The following is a 24,971-nucleotide window of genomic DNA, read 5'->3' as shown; positions in this document are numbered from 1 at the left end:
ACGGGGCCGCGCCAGCGTTGCAGGCGGCCCGCAGACAGTGGCGTCGTTCCGCTCAACCCGCGAGCCGGTGCGGCGACCTCGAGTGTTGAGAAAGGAAAATGTCCGATGAGCGAGCACGATGTTCCCCGCGGCGACGCCCTGGCCTGGGTCAACGGCAGCGATGCGCCGGAGAAGAACGCACTGAATCTGGGCTTCATGGCCCTGACCGACTCGGCCTCGCTGATCGTCGCCGCGACCCAGGGCTTCGCCCAGCCCTACGGCCTGAGCCTCAACCTCAAGCGCCAGGCCTCCTGGGCCGGCCTGCGCGACAAACTGCTCAGTGGCGAGCTGGATGCCGCCCAGGGCCTCTACGGCCTGCTCTATGCGGTGCACCTGGGCATCGGCGGCAGCCCGGCGCAGGACATGGCGGTGCTCATGGGCCTGTCGCAGAACGGCCAGAGCATCAACCTCTCCCACGGCCTGCAGCAAGCCGGCGTGACCGATGCCGAGGCACTGCGCGCACGCGCGCGCCAAAATAGTGCAAAACTCACCCTGGCGCAGACCTTCCCCACCGGCACCCACGCCCTGTGGCTCTACTACTGGCTGGCCAGCCAGGGCATCCACCCGCTGGAAGACGTGCAGACGCTGGTCGTGCCGCCCGCGCAGATGGTCGCCCACCTGCGGGCCGGACGCATCGACGGCTTCTGTGCCGGTGAGCCCTGGGGCGCCCAGGCGATCGAAGAACGTATGGGCTTCACCCTGGCCACCAGCCAGTCGATCTGGCCGGGCCACCCGGAGAAGGTCCTCGGCTGCACCCAGGCGTTCGTCCGCGACTACCCCAATACGGCCCGCGCCCTGGTGATGGCGGTGCTGGAGGCCAGCCGCTTCATCGATGCCAACGAGGAGAACAGGCGCAGTAGCGCACAGCTGCTCAGTGCCGGGGACTACGTCGATGCCCCCCTGAGTGCCATCCAGCCGCGGCTGCTCGGCCACTATGAAGACGGCAACGGCCACGCCTGGCTGGACGATCAGGCGTTGCGCTTCTTCGACGAGGGCAAGGTGAACATGCCCTATCTGTCCGACGGCCTCTGGTTCATGACCCAGTTCCGCCGCTGGGGCCTGCTGCGCGAGGACCCGGACTACCTCGCGGTGGCGAGTCAGGTGCAGCAGCTCGGGCTGTATCATGAAGCTGCCACGGCAGTGGGCGTCGCCCTGCCGGCAAGCGCCATGCGCAGCTCCGTGCTGCTCGATGGCAAGGTCTGGGACGGCAGCGATCCGGCCGCCTATGCCCGCAGCTTCGCCCTGCACGCCCTGGCCGATGCCGCTTCGGCCGCGACTGCGGCCCTCTAACCTAGGGAACCCCTGCCATCATGCTGCGCATCCTCCTGATCAACGACACGCCGAAGAAGGTCGGCCGGCTCAAGTCCGCCCTGACCGCGGCCGGCTTCGAGGTGATCGACGAGTCGGGGCTGACCATCGACCTGCCGGAGCGGGTCGAGGCGGTCCGTCCCGACGTCATCCTGATCGACAGCGAATCCCCCGGCCGCGACGTCATGGAGCAGGTGGTCCTGGTCAGCCGCGACCAGCCCCGGCCCATCGTCATGTTCACCGACGAGCACGACCCCAAGGTCATGCGCCAGGCGATCCAGTCCGGGGTCAGCGCCTACATAGTCGAAGGCATCCAGGCCGAGCGCCTGCAACCGATACTCGACGTGGCCATGGCCCGCTTCGAGAGCGACCAGGCCCTGCGCGCCCAGTTGCAGGCCCGCGACGCCCAGCTGGCCGAGCGCAAGCGCATCGAGCTGGCCAAGGGCCTGCTGATGAAGATGAAGAGCTGCAACGAGGAAGAGGCCTACACCCTGATGCGCCGCCAGGCCATGAGCCGCCAGCAGAAGCTGATCCAGGTCGCCGAGCAGATCATCGCCATGCACGACATGCTCGGCGACTGAAGGCCTCCGGGCGGTCGCCGGCCACCCGATCACCGCCCGGCGGCCAGCTGTACCGCCGAACGGCCAACTGTGCTCCCCGACACGGCCCCCTGACGCCTCACTGTACGGACATTTCCAGGCTCGGGTGTGACTGCTGTCGGGGCAGCGCCCTGGCTAAGCTGGAATACCTCCCAGCCCAGCGACAGCGAGTTCCCAGATGAACCACGACAACGAAGAGCGCCAGCTACTGGCCGAGGCCGACCGCCGCGCCCTGCACTACTTCGACGGCATCCCCGGCCGCCCCGCCTTCCCGCCGGCCAGCGCGATCGCCGCCCTGCAATCCCTGGAGCACGACATCCCCGCCCAGGGTATCCCGGCAAGCGAGGTACTGCGTCGCCTGGACGACATCGCCTCACCGGCCACCGTCGCCTCCAACGGCCCGCGTTACTTCGGTTTCGTCATCGGCGCCACCCTGCCCGCCGCCGCCGCCGCGGAGCGCCTGGTGCTGGCCTGGGACCAGTGCGCCTCCTCGTTCGATAACTCGCCGGCGGCCGATACTCTGGAGCGCATCGCCGGGCGCTGGGTCTGCGAAGTGCTCGGCCTGCCGCCCGAGAGCGCAGTCGGCTTCGGCACCAGCGCCACCGCCTGCACCCTGGCCTGCCTGTCCGCCGCCCGGCGCAAGCTCCTGGCCCGCAAGGGCTGGGACTTCGACGGCGACGGCCTGGTCGGCGCCCCGGAAGTGCGCGTGGTGGTCTCCGCCAGCTGCCACATCACCGTGAAGAAGGCCCTGCGCATCCTCGGCTTCGGCATGAACCGGCTGATCGTCGCGCCGACCGACGTCCATGGGCGCGTCGATCCGCAGCAACTGCCGCCACTGGATGACCTGACCATCCTCTGCCTGCAAGCCGGCGAGGTGAACACCGGCGAGTTCGACCCCTTCGCCGAGCTGATCCCCAAGGCCAAGGCGGCCGGCGCCTGGATGCACGTCGACGGCGCCTTCGGCCTCTGGGCCCGCGCCTCGTCCTCCGCCCACCTGGCCGAGGGGGTCGAGCTGGCCGACAGCTGGACCACCGACGGCCACAAGTGGCTGAACACCCCCTACGACGGCGCCATGGCCATCTGCCGCGACGCCGACGCCCTGGCCAACGCGATGAACAGCGACGCGGCATATGCCACGGCCTCCAGGGACGCGCAGAAGAACCTCACCCTGGAGTTTTCCCGCCGCGCCCGCGGCGTGGCGATCTGGGCCGCCCTCGCGAGCCTCGGGCGCGACGGCCTGCGCGAGATGATCGACCGGCATATCCGCCAGGCCGGCGAACTGGCCGAGGCCCTGCGGGCTGGAGGCTACCAGGTGCTCAACCGCGTCGTGCTGAACCAGGTACTGGTGCGCGCCGACTCCGACCAGCAGACCCAGGCCATCCGCGAGGCGGCCCAGGCCTCCGGCGAGGTCTGGTTCGGCCCGACCCTCTGGCAGGGGCGCCCGGCCTTTCGCCTCAGCCTGTCGTCCTGGCGCACCGCTGATGCCGATGTCCGCGCCCTGAGCGACCTGCTGCTGCACCTGAAGCGCGCGTAGGGCCGAGCGCAGCGCCGGGAGCCGACGAGCCACTCGACAAACCCCGGGCGCTGCGCTTATCTTCGGCGCCTGGCCAGCGCACTGGCCAACGTCGCTCGGACGGTTCCGGGCGCTTACGTTTCTCGAGGACAGCATGGCTGATCAAGCTTCGCGCCGCTTTGCGCGCATCGATCGACTCCCCCCCTACGTGTTCAACATCACCGCCGAGCTGAAGATGGCGGCCCGCCGCCGCGGCGAGGACATCATCGACTTCAGCATGGGCAACCCGGACGGCGCCACCCCGCCGCACATCGTCGAGAAGCTCTGCACCGTCGCCCAGCGCGAGGACACCCACGGCTATTCCACCTCCCGCGGCATCCCGCGCCTGCGCCGCGCCATCTCGCGCTGGTATCAAGACCGCTACGCGGTGGAGATCGACCCGGAAAGCGAGGCCATCGTCACCATCGGCTCCAAGGAAGGCCTGGCCCACCTGATGCTGGCCACCCTGGACCATGGCGACACCGTGCTGGTGCCCAACCCCAGCTACCCGATTCATATCTACGGCGCGGTGATCGCCGGCGCCCAGGTGCGCTCGGTGCCGCTGGTGCCCGGCGTGGACTTCTTCGCCGAGCTGGAGCGGGCCATCCGCGAGTCGATCCCGAAGCCGAAGATGATGATCCTGGGCTTCCCCTCCAACCCCACCGCCCAGTGCGTCGAGCTGGACTTCTTCGAGCGCGTGGTGGCCCTGGCCAAGCAATACGACGTGCTGGTGGTGCATGACCTGGCCTACGCCGATATCGTCTACGACGGCTGGCAGGCGCCGTCGATCATGCAGGTGCCGGGCGCCAAGGACATCGCCGTGGAGTTCTTCACCCTGTCCAAGAGCTACAACATGGCCGGCTGGCGCATCGGCTTCATGGTCGGCAATCCGGAATTGGTCAACGCCCTGGCGCGGATCAAGAGCTACCACGACTACGGCACCTTCACCCCGCTGCAGGTGGCGGCCATCGCCGCCCTGGAAGGCGACCAGCAGTGCGTGCGCGACATCGCCGAGCAATACCGCCAGCGCCGCAACCTGCTGGTCAGGGGCCTGCACGAGATCGGCTGGATGGTGGAGAACCCCAAGGCCTCGATGTATGTCTGGGCGAAGATCCCCGAACAGTACGCCGCGCTGGGCTCGCTGGAGTTCGCCAAGAAGCTGCTGCTCGAGGCCAAGGTCTGCGTGTCGCCGGGCCTGGGTTTCGGCGACTACGGCGACGATCACGTGCGTTTCGCCCTGATCGAGAACCAGGACCGCATCCGCCAGGCATTGCGCGGAATCAAGGCGATGTTCCGTGCCGACGGCCTGCTGCCGGCCGCCGCCGGCAAGCCGCGCAAGGCACCGGAAGCCTGATGCCTTGAACCGTTGCGCGCGGTAGCCATGCCGCCGCGCAACGGCCCCCTCAGCCCGAATAGTCCAGCACCGTCCAGACCCGGCTCAGCCCGTCCCCTATCACGCAAGCGGACTCACCCAGGCGCTGGTTGTAGTGCAGCGACATCAGGCTGGTGACCCCCTCCACGGCATCCTGCCGCTCGGTCAGCCACTGCACCCGGCCACAGTTGGGGGTGTCTATCACATAACTGGCGGCCACCGGCGCATGGGCGCCGGGCAGACGGATCGCATCGATCACCGTCCCGCGCTCCTCCCGCCGCTTGCCGTCGGCCACCAGCACCGCCCAGGCCTGGCCGTTCTCGATCACCAGGTAGGAACCATTGGCCCTGGGTTGCTCGACCTGCGGCTGGGCGCAGCCGCTCAGCAGGGCCAACAGCACAATCGTCATCAAGCTCTGTTGCATTGCTCATTGCTCCTCTGCAGTGCGCCACTGCCTCCAGCATCTGGGGACCGGGCGAACGAGTGAGTTCGGAAGGCGACGGTCTCACTATTGTCGAATACTGTTTATTTGTACAGTATTTTTCCACTAGACTGTCCCTCGTCACCGGTCGCCCTTCGCCACGCCCCGGGCCGGCCACTTCGGAGCATCAATCAGGAGCAAAGCGATGCTGGACGTACTGCAACTGAAACACCGGGTTAACCGGATGCCGCTGGACAGGGTCCGCACGACGGTCGAGGAGCTGCAGCTCGAAGGCATAGTCACCGAGGGCAAGACCCCCTTCAACCGCGTGCACTTCAACACCTGCTTCGCCGAGATCGAGGCCCTGCTGCAGCGCGCCGGCTACCACAAGCAGCTGGATGTGGTCGGCTATCAGGGCCAGGCCTATGCCATGTTCGACCCGGGGCGCTGGGATGCCGTGCAGGTGTTGCGCTGGCTCAGGGAGTTCGTCGAGGAAAGCCACGCCCGGCCCGCCGCGCGCTGACCCTTGCGCCGGCCGCGCGGCGGCGTGGCCGGGGGCGCACCAGGGCGAGGCGCGGAGGTCCAGGTGCTGCCCGGTACGCACGCCGATGGCTCAACGAACGGCCCTGGCGCGACCTGGGCGAGCGCTGGCAGGCCGGGCGCTGGGCGATGATCCGGACCATGAAAACTCTCGGACACTCGCCATAACTCCATGCTTTTAAAAGCTTTTACCCCCAGACGCCTGGACCATCCAGCGTCCCTGGGCCGTGCCGGGCGCAACAGCGATCGGCCGTTGCCGGGGAAGCTGGCAAGCCCCTTGCACTACTCCCCTCAGCCCACGTCATCGGATCGCCAACGGCGGTGATCGGGACGAATAGACAAAGACGTCGAAGACAGCCTGCCCGCCTGGGCGGTGTTGTCCGCGACGTCTTTCTTCGTTTCTGAGACCTGAGGAATCATCATGCCGCACTCTATCGCTCGCCGTTCCCTGCTGAAAAAGACCCTGACCGGACTCGGCTGCGCCGCCGCCCTGCTCCTCTCGCCGCTGGGCCTGCAGGTCGCCCAGGCGGCCGATCCGGAAAAGGACGAACTCAGGCTCGGTTTCATCAAGCTGACCGACATGGCCCCCCTGGCCATCGCCTACGAGAAGGGCTATTTCGAAGACGAAGGTCTGTACGTCACCCTGGAAGCCCAGGCCAACTGGAAGGTACTGCTGGACCGGGTGATCACCGGCGAGCTGGACGGCGCCCATATGCTCGCCGGCCAGCCGCTGGGGGCGACCATCGGCTTCGGCACCAAGGCCGAGGTGGTCACCGCCTTCTCCATGGACCTCAACGGCAACGGCATCACCCTGTCCAATGCCGTCTGGGAAGAGATGAAGAAGCACGTGCCGATGGAAAACGGCAAACCGCTGCACCCGATCAAGGCCGATGCCCTGAAACCGGTGATCGAGCAGTACAAGGCCCAGGGCAAGCCCTTCAACCTGGGCATGGTGTTCCCGGTTTCGACCCACAACTACGAACTGCGCTACTGGCTGGCCGCCGGCGGCATCCACCCCGGCTACTACGCCCCGGCCAAGGGCGACATCGCCGGCACCCTGAATGCCGACGCGCTGCTCTCGGTCACCCCGCCGCCGCAGATGCCCTCGACCATGGAGGCCGGCACCATCGATGGCTACAGCGTCGGCGAGCCGTGGAACCAGCAGGCGGTGTTCAAGGGCATCGGCGTGCCGGTGATCACCGACTACGAGATCTGGAAGAACAACCCGGAGAAGGTCTTCGGCGTGTCCAAAGCCTGGGCCGCGGCCAACCCCGAGACCCACAAGCGCCTGGTCAAGGCCTTGATCCGCGCCGCCATGTGGCTGGACGAGAACGGCAACGCCAACCGCGCCGAGGCCGTGCAAATCCTCGCCCGTCCCGAGTATGTGGGCGCCGACGCCAAGGTGATCGCCAACTCCATGACCGGCACCTTCGAGTACGAGAAGGGCGATATCCGCGAAGTGCCGGATTTCAACGTGTTCTTCCGCCACCACGCGACCTACCCCTACTACTCCGATGCCATCTGGTACCTGACCCAGATGCGCCGCTGGGGGCAGATCGGCGAGGCCAAGCCGGACAGCTGGTACCTGGACGTGGCCAAGCAGGTCTACCTGCCGGAGATCTACCAGACCGCCGCCGCCGAACTGGTCGCCGAAGGCAGGGCCCGCGCCGCGGACTTCCCGGCGGCCGACGAGCAGGGCTTCCGCGCCCCGACCAACGAGTTCATCGACGGCCTGACCTACGACGGGCGCCAGCCGAACGCCTATATCAACCAGTTCAGCATTGGCCTGAAGGCCGACTCCGCGCTGTAAGCCAGCCATAGCCCAGGGAGCCGCCCCTCCGGCTCCCCCCTGCTTCGAGGATCAGACGATGAGCAACCCCGCCGTCGCCCAACCCATACGGGAAACCCTGAAGTCGGCGCGCAGCGCCGCCTTCAAACGCTGGCTGCCGAGCGTGCTGATGCCGCTGATCGGCGTGCTGGCCTTCCTGCTGTTCTGGCAGATCGCCGCCGGCAGCATCGACACCAGCCTGGGCAAGTTCCCCGGCCCGACCCAGGTCGCCAGCCAGTTCGGCGCCCTGGTCAGCGAGCACCAGCGCGAGCAGGACAAGGCCGACGCCTTCTACGCCCGCCAGGAAGCGCGCAACGCCGCCAAGCTGGCGAAGAATCCCGACGCCGAGGTGAAGATTCGCCCCTATACCGGCAAGCCGACCTTCTTCAAGCAGATCTTCACCAGCCTCTACACGGTGCTGACCGGCTTCGCCATCGCCTCCATGCTGGCCATTCCGCTGGGTATCGTCTGCGGCCTGAGCAAGCCGATCTACAACGCGGTCAACCCGCTGATCCAGGTGTTCAAGCCAGTATCGCCATTGGCCTGGCTGCCCCTGGTGACCATGGTGGTCAGCGCGGTCTACACCAGCAGCGACCCGATGATGGCCAAGTCCTTCGTCACCTCGGCGATCACCGTGGCGCTGTGCTGCCTGTGGCCGACGGTGATCAACACCACGGTGGGCGTGGCCAACCTGGACCAGGACCTGCAGAACGTCAGCCGCGTGCTCAGCCTGTCGCCACTGTCCCATGTGCGGCGCATCGTGCTGCCCGCCGCCGTGCCGATGATCTTCACCGGCCTGCGCCTGTCGCTGGCCACCGGCTGGATGGTGCTGATCGCCGCCGAGATGCTGGCGCAGAACCCGGGCCTGGGCAAATTCATCTGGGACGAGTTCCAGAACGGCAGCTCCAACTCGCTCGGCCGGATCATGGTGGCGGTGATCGTCATCGGCCTGATCGGCTTCGTCCTCGACCGCCTCATGCTCATGCTGCAGCGCCGTGCCAGCTGGGACAAGCACGCCGACCTGCGCTAACGACAGTCAACTAAGGAGTCCGCCATGAACAACGCACACCTCGAACTGACCGGCGTCGGCATCAGCTTCCCCACCGACAAGGGCCTGTACTGCGCCTTGCAGAACGTCAACCTGAAGATCGCCAAGGGCGAGTTCGTCTCGCTGATCGGCCACTCCGGCTGCGGCAAGTCGACCGTGCTGAACATCGTCGCCGGCCTCTACCAGGCCAGCACCGGCGGGGTGATCCTCGACGGCCGCGAGGTCAATTCGCCCGGCCCGGAGCGCGCCGTGGTGTTCCAGAACCACAGCCTGCTGCCCTGGCTGAGCTGCTACCAGAACATCGAACTGGCGGTGCGCCAGGTGTTCCAGGGCCAGAAAAGCCGGGGCGAGATGCGCGAATGGATCGAGCACAACCTCGAGCTGGTGCACATGAGCCACGCCCGCGACAAGCGGCCCAGCGAGATCTCCGGCGGCATGAAGCAGCGCATCGGCATCGGCCGCGCCCTGGCCATGCGGCCCAAGGTGCTGCTGATGGACGAACCCTTCGGCGCCCTCGACGCCCTGACCCGCGCCCACCTGCAGGATTCGCTGATGGAGATCCACGCCGAGCTCGGCAACACGGTGATCATGATCACCCACGACGTCGACGAGGCGGTGCTGTTGTCCGACCGCATCGTGATGATGAGCAACGGTCCGGCGGCGACCATCGGCGACATCCTCGAGGTCAAGCTGGCGCGCCCGCGCGAGCGCATGGCCCTGGCCCACGATGCGCGCTACCACGACTACCGCGCGGCGGTGCTGGAGTTCCTCTACCAGAAGCAGCAGCGCCCGGCGGCCTGAGCGCCACCCGGGCGCGCCTGCCGGTGGTTGCAACCGCCGGCAGGCGCGGGCGCGGCATTCATCGAGGCGGCGAATGCCGCGCCACAGGCCGGCCTTCGCGTACAATCGCGGCCCCACCCAGCGCAGCTGCGTCCCATAGAGACCCGACCATGGCCCGTCTGCAACTCGAGTTCCCCGAAGACCAGTTCTGCTACAGCACCCAGCTCACGGTGCGGGTCACCGATATCAACGGGGCCAACCACCTGGGCAACGACTCGATGATCTCGATGATTTCCGAGGCGCGGGCGCGCTTTCTGTTCGAGTTCGGCGTGGAGGAAGCCCGCGCGGACGGCACCGGCATCATCGTCACCGACCTGGCCACCGCCTACCGCGCCGAGGCCCATGCCCGCGACCAGTTGCTGTTCGAGGTCGGGGTGATGGACTTCAACCGCTACGGCGGCGACATCACCTTCCGCATCAGCCGCCCACACGACGCCACCCTGGTGGCGCTGGCCAAGTCCGGCTTCGTGTTCTTCGACTACAGGCGCGGCCGGGTGGTGTCGATGCCGGCGAGCTTCAGCGCCAAGTTCCCCCAAGCCAACTGGCTGGACGGCGCCTCGCCGACCACCGGCTGAGGGCTCCCCCGGGCCTGCTGACCATCTGCTGCCTGGTCAAGCGCCTCGACCTGCCGCCCGAGCAGACGCTCATCCGAGCCGGTCATCCGCTTCCCCGCCGCGCCGGCCGACTGAGCGCACCAGCCCGGGCCGTCTGCCCCGCCTTCGCTCACGCGCTGCAGCGTCGCGCCCCGTCACGGCGCACGTTCATGGCGCGCGCCCCACTTTGACTCGCCGTTTGCCGGCAGTAGCGCCTCTGCGCGCCTGATTCCGCGCCATTTCACAGGTTGGCCCGGCTCTTGCTGGTATCTCCTGGCAGGCAACCAATGGCGGCTGCCTCACGAACGACAAAGACGTCGCCCCACCCTGCGCCAGCCGGCGCCCGGGTCGGGCGGCGTTTTTCGTTTTAGCCCCAGCGCCAGGGGCTGGTGATGCCCCTGCGATCCATGGGCCTTGCGGGCAACTCTCTCAACCCAGCTGTGGCTTCGGCCGCAGGGTGCGGCACCACAAGTGCCGTGCCTCCCCGGCGGGCTGCGGCCGCCGTGTCCACGACCACGGTCTGCCGCGCCCCGGCCGGGACCCAATTTTGCCGATGAGGTGTTCGATGAATACGAGTTTCTGGAAAGCCGGTCACGCCCCCACGCTGTTCGCCGCCTTCCTTTATTTCGACCTGAGTTTCATGGTCTGGTATCTGCTCGGCCCGCTGGCCGTGCAGATCGCCACCGATCTCGAGCTGACCGCCCAGCAGCGCGGCCTGATGGTCGCCACGCCGATCCTCGCCGGCGCCGTGCTGCGCATCTTCATGGGCCTGCTGGCCGACCGCCTGTCGCCCAAGAGCGCCGGCCTGATCGGCCAGGTGCTGGTGATCTGCTCGCTGTTCGCCGCCTGGCAGATCGGCATCCAGACCTATGAGCACGCCCTGCTGCTCGGCCTGTTCCTCGGCTTCGCCGGCGCGGCCTTCGCCGTCGCCCTGCCCCTGGCCTCGCAGTGGTACCCGCCGCAGCACCAGGGCAAGGCCATGGGCATCGCCGGCGCCGGCAACTCCGGCACGGTGCTGGCGGCGGTCTTCGCCCCGGGCCTGGCCGCCCTGTTCGGCTGGCAGAACGTGTTCGGCTGGGCGCTGATTCCGCTGCTGATCACCCTGCTGGTGTTCGCCCTGGTGGCCAAGAACGCGCCGGAGCGGCCCAAGCCCAAGGCCCTGGCCGACTACCTCAAGGCCCTCGGCGACCGCGACAGCTGGTGGTTCATGTTCTTCTACAGCGTCACCTTCGGCGGCTTCATCGGCCTGGCCAGTGCCCTGCCCGGCTACTTCAACGACCAGTACGGCCTGGACCCGGTGACCGCCGGCTACTACACCGCCGCCTGCGTCTGCGCCGGCAGCCTGCTGCGCCCCCTGGGCGGCGCCCTGGCCGACCGCATCGGCGGCATCCGCTCGCTGCTGGTGATGTACACCTGCTCCTCGCTGTGCATCGCCGCGGTGGGCTTCAACCTGCCCAGCTCGACCGCCGCGCTGGCCCTGTTCGTCGCCGCCATGCTCGGCCTCGGGGCCGGCAACGGCGCGGTGTTCCAGCTGGTGCCGCAGCGCTTTCGCAAGGAAATCGGCGTGATGACCGGGCTGATCGGCATGGCCGGCGGCGTCGGCGGCTTTCTCCTGGCCGCCGGCCTGGGCGCCATCAAGCAGCACAGCGGCGACTACCAGCTGGGCCTCTGGCTGTTCGCCAGCCTGGGCGTGCTGGCCTGGATCGGCCTGCACGGTGTCAAGCAGCGCTGGCGCACCACCTGGGGCTCGGCGGCCGTCACCGCGGCGCGGGTGTAAGCAAGCAACCTAGGGTGGATGATGCCTTTTTCATCCACCCTTGGTGGATCGGTAAAGCGCGGTCCACCCTACAACCTCCCAGACATTGGAGCATTGAGGCAAAGGCGGGGCCGACCGGCAGAGCGGCAACGCACTGGTCAGGAAAGGCGGGCGAGGCCGGCGACGGCCCCGTCCGCAGCCGTGCCCCGGCCCCGCCTTTGCCTCAGCCCTCCCCTCTACAGGACAGCCCGATGGCCCTGCAACTGACCTTCGGCGAAGCCACCGCCACCGGCCCCCGGGCAGAGAACCAGGACGCCATCCGCGTGGTGACGCCGGCACCGGCGCTGGCGGTGAGCAAGGGCTACCTGTTCGCCCTGGCCGACGGCGTCAGCCAGTGCGCCGATGGCGGCCTGGCCGCCCGGGCGACCCTGCAGGCCCTGGCCCTGGATTACTACGCCACCCCGGAGACCTGGGCGGTGGCGCAATCCCTGGACCGCCTGCTGGTGGCCCACAACCGCTGGCTGCAGGCGGGTGGCGGCGGTCAGCCGCTGCTCACCACCCTCAGCGCCCTGGTGCTGCGCGGCCGCCGCTTCACCCTGGCGCATGTCGGCGACTGTCGCGCCTACCGCTGGCACGACGGCGAACTGGAACGTCTCAGCGAGGACCACGTGTGGGAGCAGCCGGGCATGCAGCATGTGCTCAAGCGCGCCCTGGGCCTGGACCAGCACCTGGTGGTGGACTACCTGGATGGCGAGCTGCGCGAGGGCGAGCGCTTCCTGCTGGTCAGCGACGGGGTCTGGGCGGTGCTCGGCGATGCCGGCATCCGCAACATCCTGCACGACGAGCCGGACCCGGCCGCGGCGTCGCGGGCGCTGGTCAGCGCCGCCCACCTGGCCGGCAGCCAGGACAATGCCAGCGCCCTGCTGGTCAGGGTCGAGTCGCTGCCGCAGAGCGACCTGGCCGACACCCTGGCGCAGCTCGCCCACTGGCCGCTGCCGCCCCGGCTGCGCGAGGGCCAGGACTTCGAGGGCTGGCAGGTCGAGCGCCTGCTGGCCGAATCGCGCCAGTCCCTGGTCTACCGGGTGCGCGACGGCCAGGCCCGGCGCTGGCTGCTCAAGACCCTGCCGCCGACCCGGGGCGACGAGCCCCAGGCCGGGCCGGCGCTGCTGCTGGAGGAATGGTTCCTGCGCCGCGTGGCCGGCCGCCACTTCGCCGAGGTGCACCCGCTGCCGCAGCGCCAGCACCTGTATTACGTGCAGCGCGAGTACGCGGGGCAGACCCTGGCCGAGCACCTGCGCCTGTCCGGCCCACTGCCGCTGCCTGAGTGGCTGGACCTCGCCCCGCGCCTGCTCAAGGCCCTGGGCATGCTGCACCGGCGCAATATCCTGCACCGCGACGTCAAGCCGGAGAACCTGCTGTGGGGCGACGATGGCGAACTGCGCCTGGTGGATTTCGGCCTGGCCTATTGTCCGGGCCTGTCCCGCGATGACCCCGGCAGCCTGCCGGGCACCCCCAGCTATATCGCCCCGGAAGCCTTCGCCGGCAGCCCGCCCAGCCCCCGCCAGGACCTCTACGCGGCGGGTGTGACGCTCTACCACCTGCTCACCGGCCACTACCCCCACGGCGAGATCGAAGCCTTCCAGAGTCCGCGCTTCGCCAACCCGACCCCGGCCAGCCGCTATCGCCCCGACTTGCCGAGCTGGATCGACGAGAGCCTCAACCGCGCCGTCAGCGCCAACCCCGAACAGCGCTACGAGACCGCCGAGGAATGGCTGCTGGCCCTGGAACAGGGCGAACGCCAGGCCCTCAACAGCCAGCCGCGGCCGCTGCTGGAGCGCGAACCGCTGCTGGTCTGGCGTGGCGTAGCGCTGCTGTCCCTGCTGCTCAACCTGGCCCTGCTGCTGGCGCTGCTCGGCTAGCGCACCCCGGCATGCACCATAAGGGCGCAACTCGCCTTAAACAGGTGCGCCGAGCCCCGCTCCGAACCGCCGTGCGGTTCCATCGGCAGCGCTGCAGGGCCCATGAAACCTGCATTCGTGAGAGTTGGCACAGAGCCTGCTAAAGCACTCATACAATTCAAAAAGCGCGACCTTCAACGTGGAAGGCCGCGCTTCCCGAGAGAACGGGATCTGGACAAAGGCGTCCTCGCTAGGTGACTGGCGGGACGCCTTTTTTTGTTTTCCGGTTTTGCGTGACGGTGAGGAACCATGAAAAAACTCAAGTTGGTGATGATCGGCAACGGCATGGCCGGAGTCCGTACCCTCGAAGAGCTGCTCAAGCTCGCCCCCGAGCTCTATGAGATCACCGTGTTCGGTGCCGAACCGCACCCGAACTACAACCGCATCCTGCTCTCGCCGGTGCTGGCCGGCGAGCAGAGCTTCGAGGAAATCGTCCTCAACGACCTGGCCTGGTATGCCGACAACGGCATCGACCTGCGCCTGGGGCGCAAGGTCGTGGAGATCGACCGCAAGGCGCGCAAGGTGGTCGCCGACGACGGCAGCGAGGCCGAGTACGACCGTCTGCTTATCGCCACCGGCTCCAACCCGTTTATCCTGCCGATTCCCGGCAAGGACCTGGACGGGGTGATCGGCTACCGCGACATCGCCGACACCCAGATGATGATGGAGACCGCCAAGACCCATAAGCACGCCGTGGTGATCGGCGGCGGCCTGCTCGGCCTGGAGGCGGCCAACGGCCTCAAGCTGCGCGGCATGGACGTCACCGTGGTGCATATCGGCGACTGGCTGCTGGAGCGCCAGCTCGACCGCACCGCCGGCGACCTGCTGCAGAAGTCCTTGGAGGACCGCGGCCTGAAGTTCCTCCTGCCCAAGCACACCGCCGAGCTGCTGGACAACGGCGAGGGCCGGGTCTGCGCGGTGAAGTTCAAGGACGGCGAGGTGATCCCCGCCGACCTGGTGGTGATGGCGGCCGGCATCCGCCCCAACACCGAGCTGGCGGAGAAGGCCGGCATCGCCTGCAACCGCGGCATCCTGGTCGACGACACCCTGCAGACCTTCGACCCGCGGGTGTACGCCATCGGCGAATGCGCCAGCCACCGCGGCATCGCCTACGGCCTGGTGGCGCCGCTGTTCGAGCAGGCCAAGGTCTGCGCCAACCACCTGGCCCAGCTCGGCTTCTCCCGCTACCAGGGCTCGGTGACCTCGACCAAGCTCAAGGTCACCGGCATCGACCTGTTCTCCGCCGGCGAATTCATGGGCGCCGAAGGCACCGAGACCATCACCCTCTCCGACCCCATCGGCGGCGTGTACAAGAAGCTGGTGATCAAGGACGACGTGCTGGTCGGCGCCTGCCTGTACGGCGACACCGCCGACGGCGGCTGGTACTTCCGCCAGATCCGCGAGAACCACAACGTCGGCGAGATCCGCGACCACCTGATGTTCGGCGAAGGCGCCATCGGCGACGTCGGCCACCAGGGCGCCGACAAGACCGCCAACATGCCCGACAGCATGGAGGTGTGCGGCTGCAACGGCGTGTGCAAGGGCAGCATAGTCCGGGCCATCCAGGAGAACGGCCTGTTCTCGGTCGACGAGGTCAAGAAGCACACCAAGGCCGCCAGTTCCTGCGGCTCCTGCGCCGGCCTGGTGGAGCAGATCCTGATCAGCACCGTCGGCGGCGCGGCGGATGTGAAGCCCAAGAGCGAGAAAGCCATCTGCGGCTGCAGCGACTTCAACCACGGGCAGATCCGCAAGACCATCCGTGAGCAGCACCTGACCAGCCTGCCCGAGGCCATGGCCTTCATGAACTGGAGCACGCCCAACGGCTGCGCCACCTGCCGCCCGGCGCTGAACTACTACCTGATTTCCACCTGGCCGGGCGAGGCCAAGGACGACCCGCAGTCGCGCCTGATCAACGAGCGCGCCCACGCCAACATCCAGAAGGACGGCACCTACTCGGTGGTGCCGCGCATGTGGGGCGGGGTGACCAACCCCTCCGAGCTGCGCCGCATCGCCGACGTGGCCGACAAGTACAACGTACCCATGGTCAAGGTCACCGGCGGCCAGCGCATCGACCTCCTGGGGATCAAGAAGGACGACTTGCCGGCGGTTTGGAAGGAGCTGGACATGCCCTCCGGCCACGCCTACGGCAAGTCCATCCGCACCGTGAAGACCTGCGTGGGCAGCGAGTTCTGCCGCTTCGGCACGCAGAACTCGACCCAGCTGGGCATCGACCTGGAGCACGACCTGTTCAACATGTGGTCGCCGCACAAGGTCAAGCTGGCGGTCTCCGGCTGTCCGCGCAACTGCGCCGAGGCCGGCATCAAGGACGTCGGCATCATCGGCGTGGACTCCGGCTTCGAGATGTACATCGGCGGCAACGGCGGCATCAAGACCGAGGTCGCCGAGTTCTTCGTCAAGCTCAAGACCGCCGAGGAAGTGCGCGAATACAACGGCGCCTTCCTCCAGCTGTACCGCGAGGAAGCCTTCTACCTGGAGCGCACGGTGCACTACATGCAGCGCGTCGGCATGGAGCACATCAAGAAGGCCGTGCTCGAGGACGCCGACAACCGCAAGGCGCTCAACGCCCGCCTGCAGTACGCGCTGTCCTTCGAGCAGGACCCGTGGAAGGAGCGCATCGAAACCCCGAACCTGAAGAAAGAGTTCGACCGCATCAATGTCGTGCAGCTCGAGGAGGCCACCGTATGAACTGGCTGGATATCTGCGCCCTGGAAGAGATCAACGTGCTCGGCTCGCGTATTGTCGCCGGCCCCAAGGGCGACATCGCCGTGTTCCGCACCCCCGATGACGAGGTCTTCGCCCTCGACGACCGCTGCCCGCACAAGGGCGGGCCGCTGTCCCAGGGCCTGATCTACGGCAAGCGCGTGGCCTGCCCGCTGCACAACTGGCAGATCGAGCTGGCCAGCGGCGAGGCCGTGGCCCCGGATGTCGGCTGCGCCCACCGGCACGAGGCCAAGGTCGAGAACGGCCGTGTGCTGCTGGCCCTGAAAACCGCAGAACAGTGCGCCTAAGCCGCAGGGTGGAAAGCGCCGCGGGCTTTTCCACCACCCCCTCGTATCGGTGGACCCGCACAGCGTCGTCCACCCTACGCCAGTAGGAGCCCGAATCATGGCCAGCACCAACCAGATCACCGCGTCGACCTGCTGCTACTGCGGCGTCGGCTGCGGCGTGCTGATCGAACACGACGACGAGCAGATCCTCGACGTCAAAGGCGATCCGAACCACCCGGCCAACTACGGCAAGCTGTGCAGCAAAGGCTCCACCCTGCACCTGACCGGCGATCTCGACGCCCGCGGCCTGTACCCGCAGCTGCGCCTGGGCAAGGGCCTGGCCCGCGCCCGCAGCGACTGGGACAGCGCCCTGGACCACGCCGCCAGCGTGTTCGCCGAGACCATCCGCGAGCACGGCCCGGACAGCGTGGCCTTCTATATCTCCGGCCAACTGCTGACCGAGGACTACTACGCCTTCAACAAGCTGGCCCGGGCCCTGGTCGGCACCAACAACCTCGACTCCAACTCGCGGCTGTGCATGTCCAGCGCTGTGGTCGGCTACAAGCGCAGCCTCGGCGCCGACGCCCCGCCCTGTAGCTACGAGGACATCGAGCAGAGCGACTGCCTGCTGATCGCCGGCAGCAACATGGCCTACGCCCACCCGGTGCTGTTCCGCCGCCTGGAGGAAGCCAAGGCCAGGCGCCCGGAGATGAAGGTCATCGTCATCGACCCGCGGCGCACCGACACCTGCGAGCTGGCCGACCTGCACCTGGCGATCCTGCCGGGCACCGACGTGGCGCTGCTGCACGGCATCCTGCACATCCTGCTGTGGGAAGGCTGGATCGACCGCGCCTTCATCGAGGCCCACACCGAGGGCTTCGACGCCCTGAAGAAGCTGGTGCGCGACTACACCCCGGGCACGGTGGCGGACATCTGCGGCATCTCCCTGGAAAACCTGCAGGCCTGCGCCGAGCTGATCGGCCGGGCGCCCTCCTTCCTCTCGCTGTGGTGCATGGGCCTGAACCAGTCCAGCGCCGGCAGCGCCAAGAACAGCGCGCTGATCAACCTGCACCTGGCCACCGGGCAGATAGGCCGACCCGGTGCCGGGCCCTTCTCCCTCACCGGCCAGCCGAATGCCATGGGCGGGCGCGAGACCGGCAGCCTGGCCAACCTGCTGCCCGGCCACCGCGACGCCGCCAACCCCGAGCACCGCGCCGAGGTGGCCGGCTACTGGGGCGTCGACGCCCTGCCGCACAGCACCGGGCTGACGGCCGTCGAGCTGTTCGAGGCGGTGCGCGCCGGCACCATCAAGGCCCTGTGGATCGCCTGCACCAACCCGGCGCAGTCACTGCCGGACCAGAACAAGGTGCACGAGGCCCTCGCCGCTTGTCCTTTTGTGGTGGTACAGGAAGCCTTCTTCACCACCGAGACCTGCCAGTACGCCGACCTGCTGCTGCCGGCCGCCAGCTGGGGCGAGAAGGAAGGCAGCGTGACCAACTCCGAGCGCCGCGTCAGCCATGTGCGCCGTGCCGTGCCGGCGCCGGGGCAGGCACGGCCGGACTGGGCGATCACCACGGACTTCGCCCGCCGCCTGGAAGCCCTGCTGCGCCCCGGCCTGCCCAGCCTGTTCGCCTTCGACGGTCCCGAGGCGCTGTTCGAGGAATACAAGCAACTGACCCGGGGCCGCGACCTCGACCTCAGCGGCCTGAGCTACGCGCTGATCGATGAGCTGGGCCCCCAGCAGTGGCCGTTTCCCACCGGTGCCCGCCACGGCACGCCGCGCCTGTACGGCGACGGCCGCTTCCCCACCGACAGCGGCCGCGCGCGTTTTCACGCCGACCCCTACCGCGCCCCCAAGGAGAAGCGCGAGGCACGCTTCCCCCTGACCCTCAACACCGGCCGCCTGCGCGACCAGTGGCACGGGATGAGCCGCACCGGCACCGCCGCCCGCCTGTTCGGCCATGCCCCCGAGGCCGTGCTCAGCCTGCACCCGGACGAGCTGCGTCGGCGCCGCCTGCAGGCCGGCGACCTGGTCAAGGTGCGCAGCCGCCGCGGCAGCCTGATCCTGCCGGTGCAGGGTGACGAGGCGGTGCGCTCCGGCCAGGCCTACCTGCCGATGCACTGGGGCGACCGCTTCCTCAAGGGCCTGGGCACCAACGTGCTGACCCTGCCGGCCTGTGATCCGCTGTCCAAGCAGCCGGAACTCAAGCACGCCGGCATCGAGGTGGAGAAGGTCGAGCTGCCCTGGCAGCTGTTCGCCCTGGTCGAGGGCGACGTGCAGCGCCGTTTCAGCGCGCTGCGCCCGCTGTTCGAGGACTTCGCCTACGCCAGCCTGACCCTCACCGGCCGCGAGCGCCCCGCCCTGCTGATCCGCGCCGCCAGTGCGCTGGCCCCGGAAGCCGAGCTGCTGGCACGGATCGATGCGCTGCTCAACGTCGTCGAGGGCCCGGTGCTGGCCTACGACGACCCCCGGCGCACCGTCGGCAAGCGCGTGCGCATCGAGGACGGGCGCATAACCGCCATCCGCCTGGCCGGCGAAACGGCCGCCCGCGACTGGCTGAAGAGCCTGTGGAGCGAGGGCCAGGCCGACGCGGACCTGCGCCGCTGGCTGCTGGCGCCGCTGTCCACCCCGCCCGGCACTGCCGCTGCCGGCAAGGCCAGCAAGACCCTGTGCAACTGCCTGGACGTCAGCGAAGCGGCGGTCTGCGCCGGCATCGCTCGCGGCCTGAACCTGGATGGACTGAAGCAGGAGCTCAAATGCGGCACCAGCTGCGGCTCCTGCGTGCCGGAAATCAAACGACTGCTGGCGGCGCCCTCCGTAGCCGCGGCAGCGAACGCCTGAGGTGATGAAGATGAGCGCGAAAGTCTGGCTGGTAGGCGCGGGTCCCGGCGACCCGGAGCTGCTGACCCTCAAGGCGGTAAAGGCCTTGGGCCAGGCCGAGATCGTGATGATCGACGACCTGGTCAACCCGGCCGTGCTGGAGCACTGCCCCAGGGCCCGGGTGGTGCCGGTGGGCAAGCGCGGCGGCTGCCGCTCCACGCCCCAGGCCTTCATCCACCGGCTGATGCTGCGCTACGCGCGCCAGGGCAAGTGCGTGGTGCGCCTCAAGGGCGGCGATCCCTGCATCTTCGGCCGCGGCAGCGAGGAAGCCGACTGGCTGGGCGCCCACGGCATCGAGGTGGAGCTGGTCAACGGCATCACCGCCGGCCTGGCCGGGGCCACCCAGTGCGGCATTCCCCTGACCCTGCGCGGCGTGGCCCGCGGCGTGACCCTGGTCACCGCCCACACCCAGGACGACAGCACGCTGAACTGGGCCGCGCTGGCCCAGGGCGGCACCACCCTGGTGGTCTACATGGGCGTGGCCAAGCTGACGGAGATCCGCGACGGCCTGCTGGCCGGCGGCATGCCCGCCGACATGCCGGTGGCCATGATCGAGAACGCCTCGCTGCCCCAGCAACGCGATTGCCGCAGCAGCCTGGCGGCGATGCAGCACGATGCCCTGACCTTCCAACTGAAGAGCCCCGCCATCCTGGTGATCGGCGAGGTCGCCGCCGAGCCGCAACCCCTGCAGCTGGCGGCAAGCGCCTAACCGCTTCGCTCCTGCGAAGTCGTTCCTGCCCGGCTCCGGCCGGGCTTTTTCTGGGCAAAGAAAAACCCGGCCGGGGCCGGGTTTTCTTCGAAGCGTCGCCGCGATCACTGCTTGATCTGGGCTTCCACTTCGGCTTCTACACGACGGTTGATCGCACGACCGGCATCGCTGGCGTTGTCGGCCACCGGGCGGCTCTCACCGTAACCGACGGCGTTGACGCGCTCGCCTTGCACGCCGTACTGGTTGACCAGCACTTCACGCACGGCGTTGGCACGACGCTCGGACAGCTTCTGGTTGTAGGCGTCGCTGCCTTTGGCGTCGGTGTGGCCTTCGACCGTGGTGGTGGTCTGCGGGTACTGGTTCATGAAGTCGGCCAGGTTCTTGATGTCGCCGTAGCTCTCTTGCTTGACGTTGGCCTTGTCGAAGTCGAACTTCACGTCCAGCTCGACGCGGACCATCTCCATCGGCTCTTCTTCGACTTGAACCGGCTCGGCAACCGGCTGCACCGCGGCGACCGGCGCAGGCGCCGGGGCCGGCTTGCTGCTGCCGCCGAAGTTCATGCCGACACCCAGGCCAGCGGCCCACTCGGCCTCGTTGGCGTCGATGTTGTACATGCCATCCACACCGGCACGGGCGAAGAGGTTCTCGCTGAAGAAATACTTCACGCCGGTGCCGACGTTGGCGAAGGTCGAGTGATCACGACCGGTGCGCGCCGGCACGTTGCTGATGTTCTGGTGGGCGAAGCCAGCAGACACGTAGGGGCGCAGGCCGACGCCCTGCTCACCGAAGTGGTAGATGGCATCCAGGCCAGCGAGGTTGCCTTTGATGTTCTTGTTACCGGTTCCGTTTTCCGAACGAATATCGTGATATTCGCCATACGACAGGGCCAGTTCGACGTCATCGGTCAGGTAGTAGCCAACAGAACCACCCAGCAGATTGCCGTTGGACAGGTCGCGAGAGCTGTCGGTCATGTAACGCTTGCCGAAAGCTTCCACCTCGACTGCGCCTTGGCCCTGAGCCAGCGCGCTCATGCAAGAGGCGGCAACGAGAGAGCCAATGACTACGCCCAAGGTGTTTTTCAGTTTCATCCGTAAATCCCCACATGGTGATTGATTGAATTGCGTGCAGGTAGACACGCAAAACGGCGGCGAGTTTAGCAGAACGATTGCTGCGCCAGAGAGAGCTGCCCCGAACTAACTTTCGGTGTCGCCGGCAAACTTCTCACGCAATCGGTCCAGCGCGCGTTTATAGCGCATTTTCGTGGCGCTCAGGCCCATGTGCATGATGTCGGCGATCTCCTGGAACTCCAGCTCCGCGACAAAACGTAGCACCAGGATTTCCCGGTCGATCGGGTTGACATGCACCAGCCAGCGATCCAGACCGCCGCGCTCCTCGACTTTCGGCGTCTTGTCTTCCGACGCCTCCTCCAGAGGATCGAGGCTCAGGGCATCCATCAAGCGGCGCTTGCGCCGCTCCTTGCGGTACTGGGTGATGCACTCGTTGTAGGTGATGCTGTACAGCCAGGTCTTGAACTTGGACTTGCCCTCGAAGTTCTTCAGGCCATAGAGCACCTTGAGCATAACCTCCTGGCAGACATCGTCCGCGTCGCGATCATTGCCCAGGTAGCGCGCACACACGTTGAACAGGGTGCGCTGGTAACGCCGCATCAGCTCTTCGTAGGCACGGGTGACGTGAAACAACTCGCCATGCGCCCGCGCCACCAGCTCCTCGTCCGAGAGCTCGCGGGGGTCGTATCGCATGGACAACGATTGGGCTTTATTCAAAACGGGTCGGGCCGACAGTCGGGACAAGAGCCGCCAGCGCCTGATGCCTCAGGCGACAGGTTCGGCGGCATACATTAGCAGGGATTGGCGCGTTAGCGGCTGCTCACCCGTTGCTCGAGCAGGGTGCGGTTGGCCACCGAGACCAACTCGCCTGCCTCGGTCAGCAGGACAGTCTTGACCGTGCCGATCTCCTCGATCTGCCCTTCGACCTCGCCGATCTGCACCTGTTGCCCGACCTGATACAGCTCCCGCACATAGATGCCGGCCAGTATCTGCCCGGCGATCTCCCGGCTGCCCAGGCCCAGCGCCAGCGCCACGGCCAGCCCGACCGAGATCAATACGATGGCGATGACGTTGTTGAGCAGCTCGGTCTTGACCTCCAGCTGGCCGATGGCCACGGAGATGCTGATGATGATCACCAGGCCCTGGGCGATGCGCCCCAGGCCGTGGGCGTAATCCAGGCCGACGCCCTCGGCCGCGCCACGTACCAGGCCGCTGACCAGGTTGGCCAGGAGCACGCCGGCGACCAGCACCAGCGCCGCGCCGAACACCTTGGGCAGGTACAGTGCCAGCACGTCGAGGGTCGCCGACACCCGTTCCAGGCCGAGGGACTCGGCGGCCGACACCAGGAAGATCAGCAGCACGAACCAATAGACGATCTTGCCGATCAGGGTCGATACCGGCACCTGGATGCCGGCGCGCCCGAGCAGCTTGGTCAGGCCGGTGCCGGCCATCAGCCGATCCAGGCCCAGCTTGCCGAGCAGCTTGGACAGCAGGGTGTCGAGCAGCTTGGCCACGACGAAGCCGAGCAGCACCAGGATCAACGCCACGAACAGGTTCGGGATGAAGCCGGCGACCTTGGTCCACAGGGCGGTCATCGCGGCAATCAGGCTTTGGGTCCAGGGATCGAGTTCCATTTCAGTCGGCCTTATCAGTAGAACGAGTAGAAGAGTGGCGGCGGGAGACCGGCGCGACATGCGCCGAACCGCTATTCAGGGCGATCATCAGGGCACCGAGCCAGTGCCCCATCAGGCTGAACAGGTCGCCTGCGCCGACCTGGCGGTTGGCGGTCTTCAGCACGCGGTGCAGACAGGCATCGTCGTCGTGCTCGGAGACGGATGACTTGAGCAGATCGCGCAGGGATTCTTCGAATGGATCGTGCATGAAGCACCTCACAGGACGTCTCGGCTAGACGAGGTCAGCGCCCGCCGGGTCACATCAGAGCCAGCGCCAGCGGCGGAACAACCACCACTGGCCGAGGCCGAGGGCCGACATGAGCAGGCAGGCGATGACGAAGCCCAGGGAGCTCTCCGCCCCCGGCATGCCGCCGACGTTGATGCCCAGCAGCCCGGTGAGGAAGCTCATGGGCAGGAACACCATGGTGATGATGCTGAAGCGGTACATGATGCGGTTCATCCGCTCGTCCATGCGCCGCTTCTCCGCGTCCAGCACCAGGTTGACCCGCTCGCGGCTGAGCTCCAGCTCCTCCAGGTAGCGGGTCAGGCGGTTGTTCAGTTCGTTCCAGTAGTCGCAATCGTCCGCCAGGAACCAGGGTCGCGGGTTGCGGCTCAGCTGCGCGTAGATCTCCCGCTGCGGGGCCAGGAAGCGGCGCAGGCCGGCGGCGCGGCGGCGCACCTGCAGCAGCAGGTCGTGGTCCGGCAGGGTGCTCTCGTCGGCATCGATCCGCTCCTCCTGCTCGTCGACCTGCTCGGCCAGCTCGCCGACCAGGCCGTCGACCTTGTCGGTCAGGTAGTCCGCCAGGCTGAGGATCAGTTCGGAGGAGGTCTTCGGCCCCTTGCCCGCCTGCAGGTCGCGGATCAGGTCCTCGCTGGCGCGCAGCGGTCGCAGGCGCAGGGAAATGACCCGGCGGGCCTCGGCGAAGATGCGCACCGAGACCATGTCCTCGGGCTCGGCCCCCGGGTTGAGATTGATCCCGCGCAGGAACAGCAGCAGTTCCTCGCCGGGGAGCGACAACAGGCGCGGCCGGGTGTTCTCCTCCAGCAGCAGGTCGCAGGCGAACTCGCCGAGGCCGCTGTTCAGGCGCAGCCACTGGCGGGTCTGCGGGTGACTGCGATCCCAGTGCAGCCACAGGCTCTCGCCCTCGCCCAGCTCGAGCCCGGCCAGCTCCTCGTAGGCCAGCGCCCGCGCTCCGCCCCGGCCATCGAGCACCAGGGCATGCACCAGCCCCCAGTGGGCGTTGTCTTCCATCGGCATCTAGAACTCCTGACTAGCCGCTCGCAGGCCTCACTCGGGCATCTTCAGGGCGCTGGGCGCGACGATGATGCCGTTGTTGTCGGCGTACAGGTATTCGCCGGGGCGGAAGGTCACGCCAGCGAAGGTCACCGGCACGTCGAGGTCGCCGATGCCGCGCTTGTCGGTCTTCATCGGATGGCTGGCCAGCGCCTGGATGCCCAGGTCGGTCTGCGCCAGCACGTCGACGTCGCGCACGCAGCCGTACACCACGATGCCCTCCCAGCCATTCTTCGCGGCCTTCTCCGCCAGCATGTCGCCGAGCAGCGCGCGGCGCATCGAGGCGCCGCCATCGACCACCATCACCTTGCCCTTGCCGGGCTGCTCGACCAACTCCTTGACCCGCGAGTTGTCCTCGAAACACTTGACCGTGACCATCTGCCCGCCGAAGGAGTCGCGGCCGCCGAAGTTGCTGAACATGGGTTCGACCACCTGCACCAGCTCGGGGTAGGCGTCACACAGATCGGGGGTGATGTAGTGCATGG

At 67.7% G+C, this 24,971-nt stretch carries 22 protein-coding genes; 15 read left to right on the top strand and 7 right to left on the bottom strand.

Going from position 1 to position 24,971, the window contains the following annotated elements:
- The first annotated feature begins 105 nt into the window (after window positions 1-105).
- From I0D00_RS00230 to alaC, 4 genes are all read left to right on the top strand, one after another.
- On the top strand, window positions 106-1,329 hold the full coding sequence (locus I0D00_RS00230) for a CmpA/NrtA family ABC transporter substrate-binding protein (RefSeq protein WP_213637763.1): 1,224 nt from the start codon (window positions 106-108) through the stop codon (window positions 1,327-1,329).
- Window positions 1,330-1,349: 20 nt separating this feature from the next.
- Entirely contained in the window at window positions 1,350-1,928 is a 579-nt protein-coding gene (locus tag I0D00_RS00225; protein WP_213637762.1) for an ANTAR domain-containing response regulator, read from the top strand.
- 196 nt (window positions 1,929-2,124) lie between these two features.
- Entirely contained in the window at window positions 2,125-3,480 is a 1,356-nt protein-coding gene (locus I0D00_RS00220) for a pyridoxal phosphate-dependent decarboxylase family protein (RefSeq protein ID WP_213637761.1), read from the top strand.
- A gap of 133 nt (window positions 3,481-3,613) precedes the next feature.
- Window positions 3,614-4,852 (top strand): alanine transaminase, encoded by a 1,239-nt coding sequence (alaC, locus tag I0D00_RS00215; RefSeq protein ID WP_213637760.1) that lies wholly within the window; start codon window positions 3,614-3,616, stop codon window positions 4,850-4,852.
- Between the two features lie 49 nt (window positions 4,853-4,901).
- Here the strand turns inward: alaC and I0D00_RS00210 are convergent, their stop codons facing one another.
- On the bottom strand, window positions 4,902-5,294 hold the full coding sequence (locus I0D00_RS00210; protein ID WP_213637759.1) for a hypothetical protein: 393 nt from the start codon (window positions 5,292-5,294) through the stop codon (window positions 4,902-4,904).
- Window positions 5,295-5,496: 202 nt separating this feature from the next.
- Here I0D00_RS00210 and I0D00_RS00205 point away from each other — a divergent pair, with 202 nt between their 5' ends.
- The 11 genes from I0D00_RS00205 to cobA all read left to right on the top strand — a co-directional run bounded on the left by I0D00_RS00205 (window position 5,497) and on the right by cobA (window position 20,452).
- A complete protein-coding gene (locus tag I0D00_RS00205) occupies window positions 5,497-5,814 on the top strand; it encodes a transcriptional regulator (RefSeq protein ID WP_213637758.1) in 318 nt (105 codons plus the stop codon).
- A 438-nt stretch (window positions 5,815-6,252) separates the two neighbouring features.
- Complete coding sequence (locus I0D00_RS00200) at window positions 6,253-7,641, top strand: CmpA/NrtA family ABC transporter substrate-binding protein (protein WP_213637757.1); 1,389 nt, start codon at window positions 6,253-6,255, stop codon at window positions 7,639-7,641.
- A 58-nt stretch (window positions 7,642-7,699) separates the two neighbouring features.
- Entirely contained in the window at window positions 7,700-8,689 is a 990-nt protein-coding gene (locus I0D00_RS00195) for an ABC transporter permease (RefSeq protein ID WP_213637756.1), read from the top strand.
- A 24-nt stretch (window positions 8,690-8,713) separates the two neighbouring features.
- A complete protein-coding gene (locus tag I0D00_RS00190; RefSeq protein WP_213637755.1) occupies window positions 8,714-9,508 on the top strand; it encodes an ABC transporter ATP-binding protein in 795 nt (264 codons plus the stop codon).
- A gap of 149 nt (window positions 9,509-9,657) precedes the next feature.
- The gene (locus I0D00_RS00185; RefSeq protein ID WP_213637754.1) at window positions 9,658-10,122 is read left to right on the top strand and encodes a thioesterase family protein; all 465 of its coding nucleotides are present in this window, start codon (window positions 9,658-9,660) and stop codon (window positions 10,120-10,122) included.
- Window positions 10,123-10,705: 583 nt separating this feature from the next.
- Entirely contained in the window at window positions 10,706-11,917 is a 1,212-nt protein-coding gene (locus I0D00_RS00180; RefSeq protein ID WP_213637753.1) for a nitrate/nitrite transporter, read from the top strand.
- Window positions 11,918-12,147: 230 nt separating this feature from the next.
- Window positions 12,148-13,815 (top strand): bifunctional protein-serine/threonine kinase/phosphatase, encoded by a 1,668-nt coding sequence (locus I0D00_RS00175; RefSeq protein ID WP_213637752.1) that lies wholly within the window; start codon window positions 12,148-12,150, stop codon window positions 13,813-13,815.
- A 288-nt stretch (window positions 13,816-14,103) separates the two neighbouring features.
- Window positions 14,104-16,560 carry a nitrite reductase large subunit NirB gene (gene nirB, locus I0D00_RS00170; protein ID WP_213637751.1) on the top strand — a complete coding sequence of 819 codons (2,457 nt, stop codon included), beginning with the start codon at window positions 14,104-14,106 and terminating at the stop codon, window positions 16,558-16,560.
- Window positions 16,557-16,883 (top strand): nitrite reductase small subunit NirD, encoded by a 327-nt coding sequence (gene nirD, locus I0D00_RS00165; RefSeq protein WP_213637750.1) that lies wholly within the window; start codon window positions 16,557-16,559, stop codon window positions 16,881-16,883. Before nirB ends, nirD begins: the two co-directional genes overlap by 4 nt.
- Window positions 16,884-16,980: 97 nt before the next feature.
- Window positions 16,981-19,704 (top strand): nitrate reductase, encoded by a 2,724-nt coding sequence (locus I0D00_RS00160; RefSeq protein WP_213637749.1) that lies wholly within the window; start codon window positions 16,981-16,983, stop codon window positions 19,702-19,704.
- 10 nt (window positions 19,705-19,714) lie between these two features.
- Complete coding sequence (cobA, locus tag I0D00_RS00155) at window positions 19,715-20,452, top strand: uroporphyrinogen-III C-methyltransferase (protein ID WP_213637748.1); 738 nt, start codon at window positions 19,715-19,717, stop codon at window positions 20,450-20,452.
- A 104-nt stretch (window positions 20,453-20,556) separates the two neighbouring features.
- On the opposite strand, the gene I0D00_RS00150 is transcribed toward cobA, so the two are convergent.
- From I0D00_RS00150 to rraA, 6 genes are all read right to left on the bottom strand, one after another.
- A complete protein-coding gene (locus I0D00_RS00150) occupies window positions 20,557-21,540 on the bottom strand; it encodes an OmpA family protein (protein ID WP_213637747.1) in 984 nt (327 codons plus the stop codon).
- Window positions 21,541-21,645: 105 nt separating this feature from the next.
- A complete protein-coding gene (sigX, locus tag I0D00_RS00145) occupies window positions 21,646-22,236 on the bottom strand; it encodes an RNA polymerase sigma factor SigX (RefSeq protein ID WP_213637746.1) in 591 nt (196 codons plus the stop codon).
- 92 nt (window positions 22,237-22,328) lie between these two features.
- On the bottom strand, window positions 22,329-23,153 hold the full coding sequence (locus I0D00_RS00140; RefSeq protein ID WP_213637745.1) for a mechanosensitive ion channel family protein: 825 nt from the start codon (window positions 23,151-23,153) through the stop codon (window positions 22,329-22,331).
- A gap of 1 nt (window position 23,154) precedes the next feature.
- Complete coding sequence (locus I0D00_RS00135; protein WP_213637744.1) at window positions 23,155-23,400, bottom strand: CrfX protein; 246 nt, start codon at window positions 23,398-23,400, stop codon at window positions 23,155-23,157.
- A 54-nt stretch (window positions 23,401-23,454) separates the two neighbouring features.
- Window positions 23,455-24,450 carry a zinc transporter ZntB gene (locus I0D00_RS00130; protein WP_213637743.1) on the bottom strand — a complete coding sequence of 332 codons (996 nt, stop codon included), beginning with the start codon at window positions 24,448-24,450 and terminating at the stop codon, window positions 23,455-23,457.
- A 30-nt stretch (window positions 24,451-24,480) separates the two neighbouring features.
- Window positions 24,481-24,969 (bottom strand): ribonuclease E activity regulator RraA, encoded by a 489-nt coding sequence (rraA, locus tag I0D00_RS00125; RefSeq protein WP_213637742.1) that lies wholly within the window; start codon window positions 24,967-24,969, stop codon window positions 24,481-24,483.
- Window positions 24,970-24,971 lie beyond the last annotated feature (2 nt).

The organism is Pseudomonas lalucatii (assembly GCF_018398425.1).
Classification (GTDB): domain Bacteria; phylum Pseudomonadota; class Gammaproteobacteria; order Pseudomonadales; family Pseudomonadaceae; genus Aquipseudomonas; species Aquipseudomonas lalucatii.
This window is presented reverse-complemented; position numbering and strand designations above follow the sequence as displayed.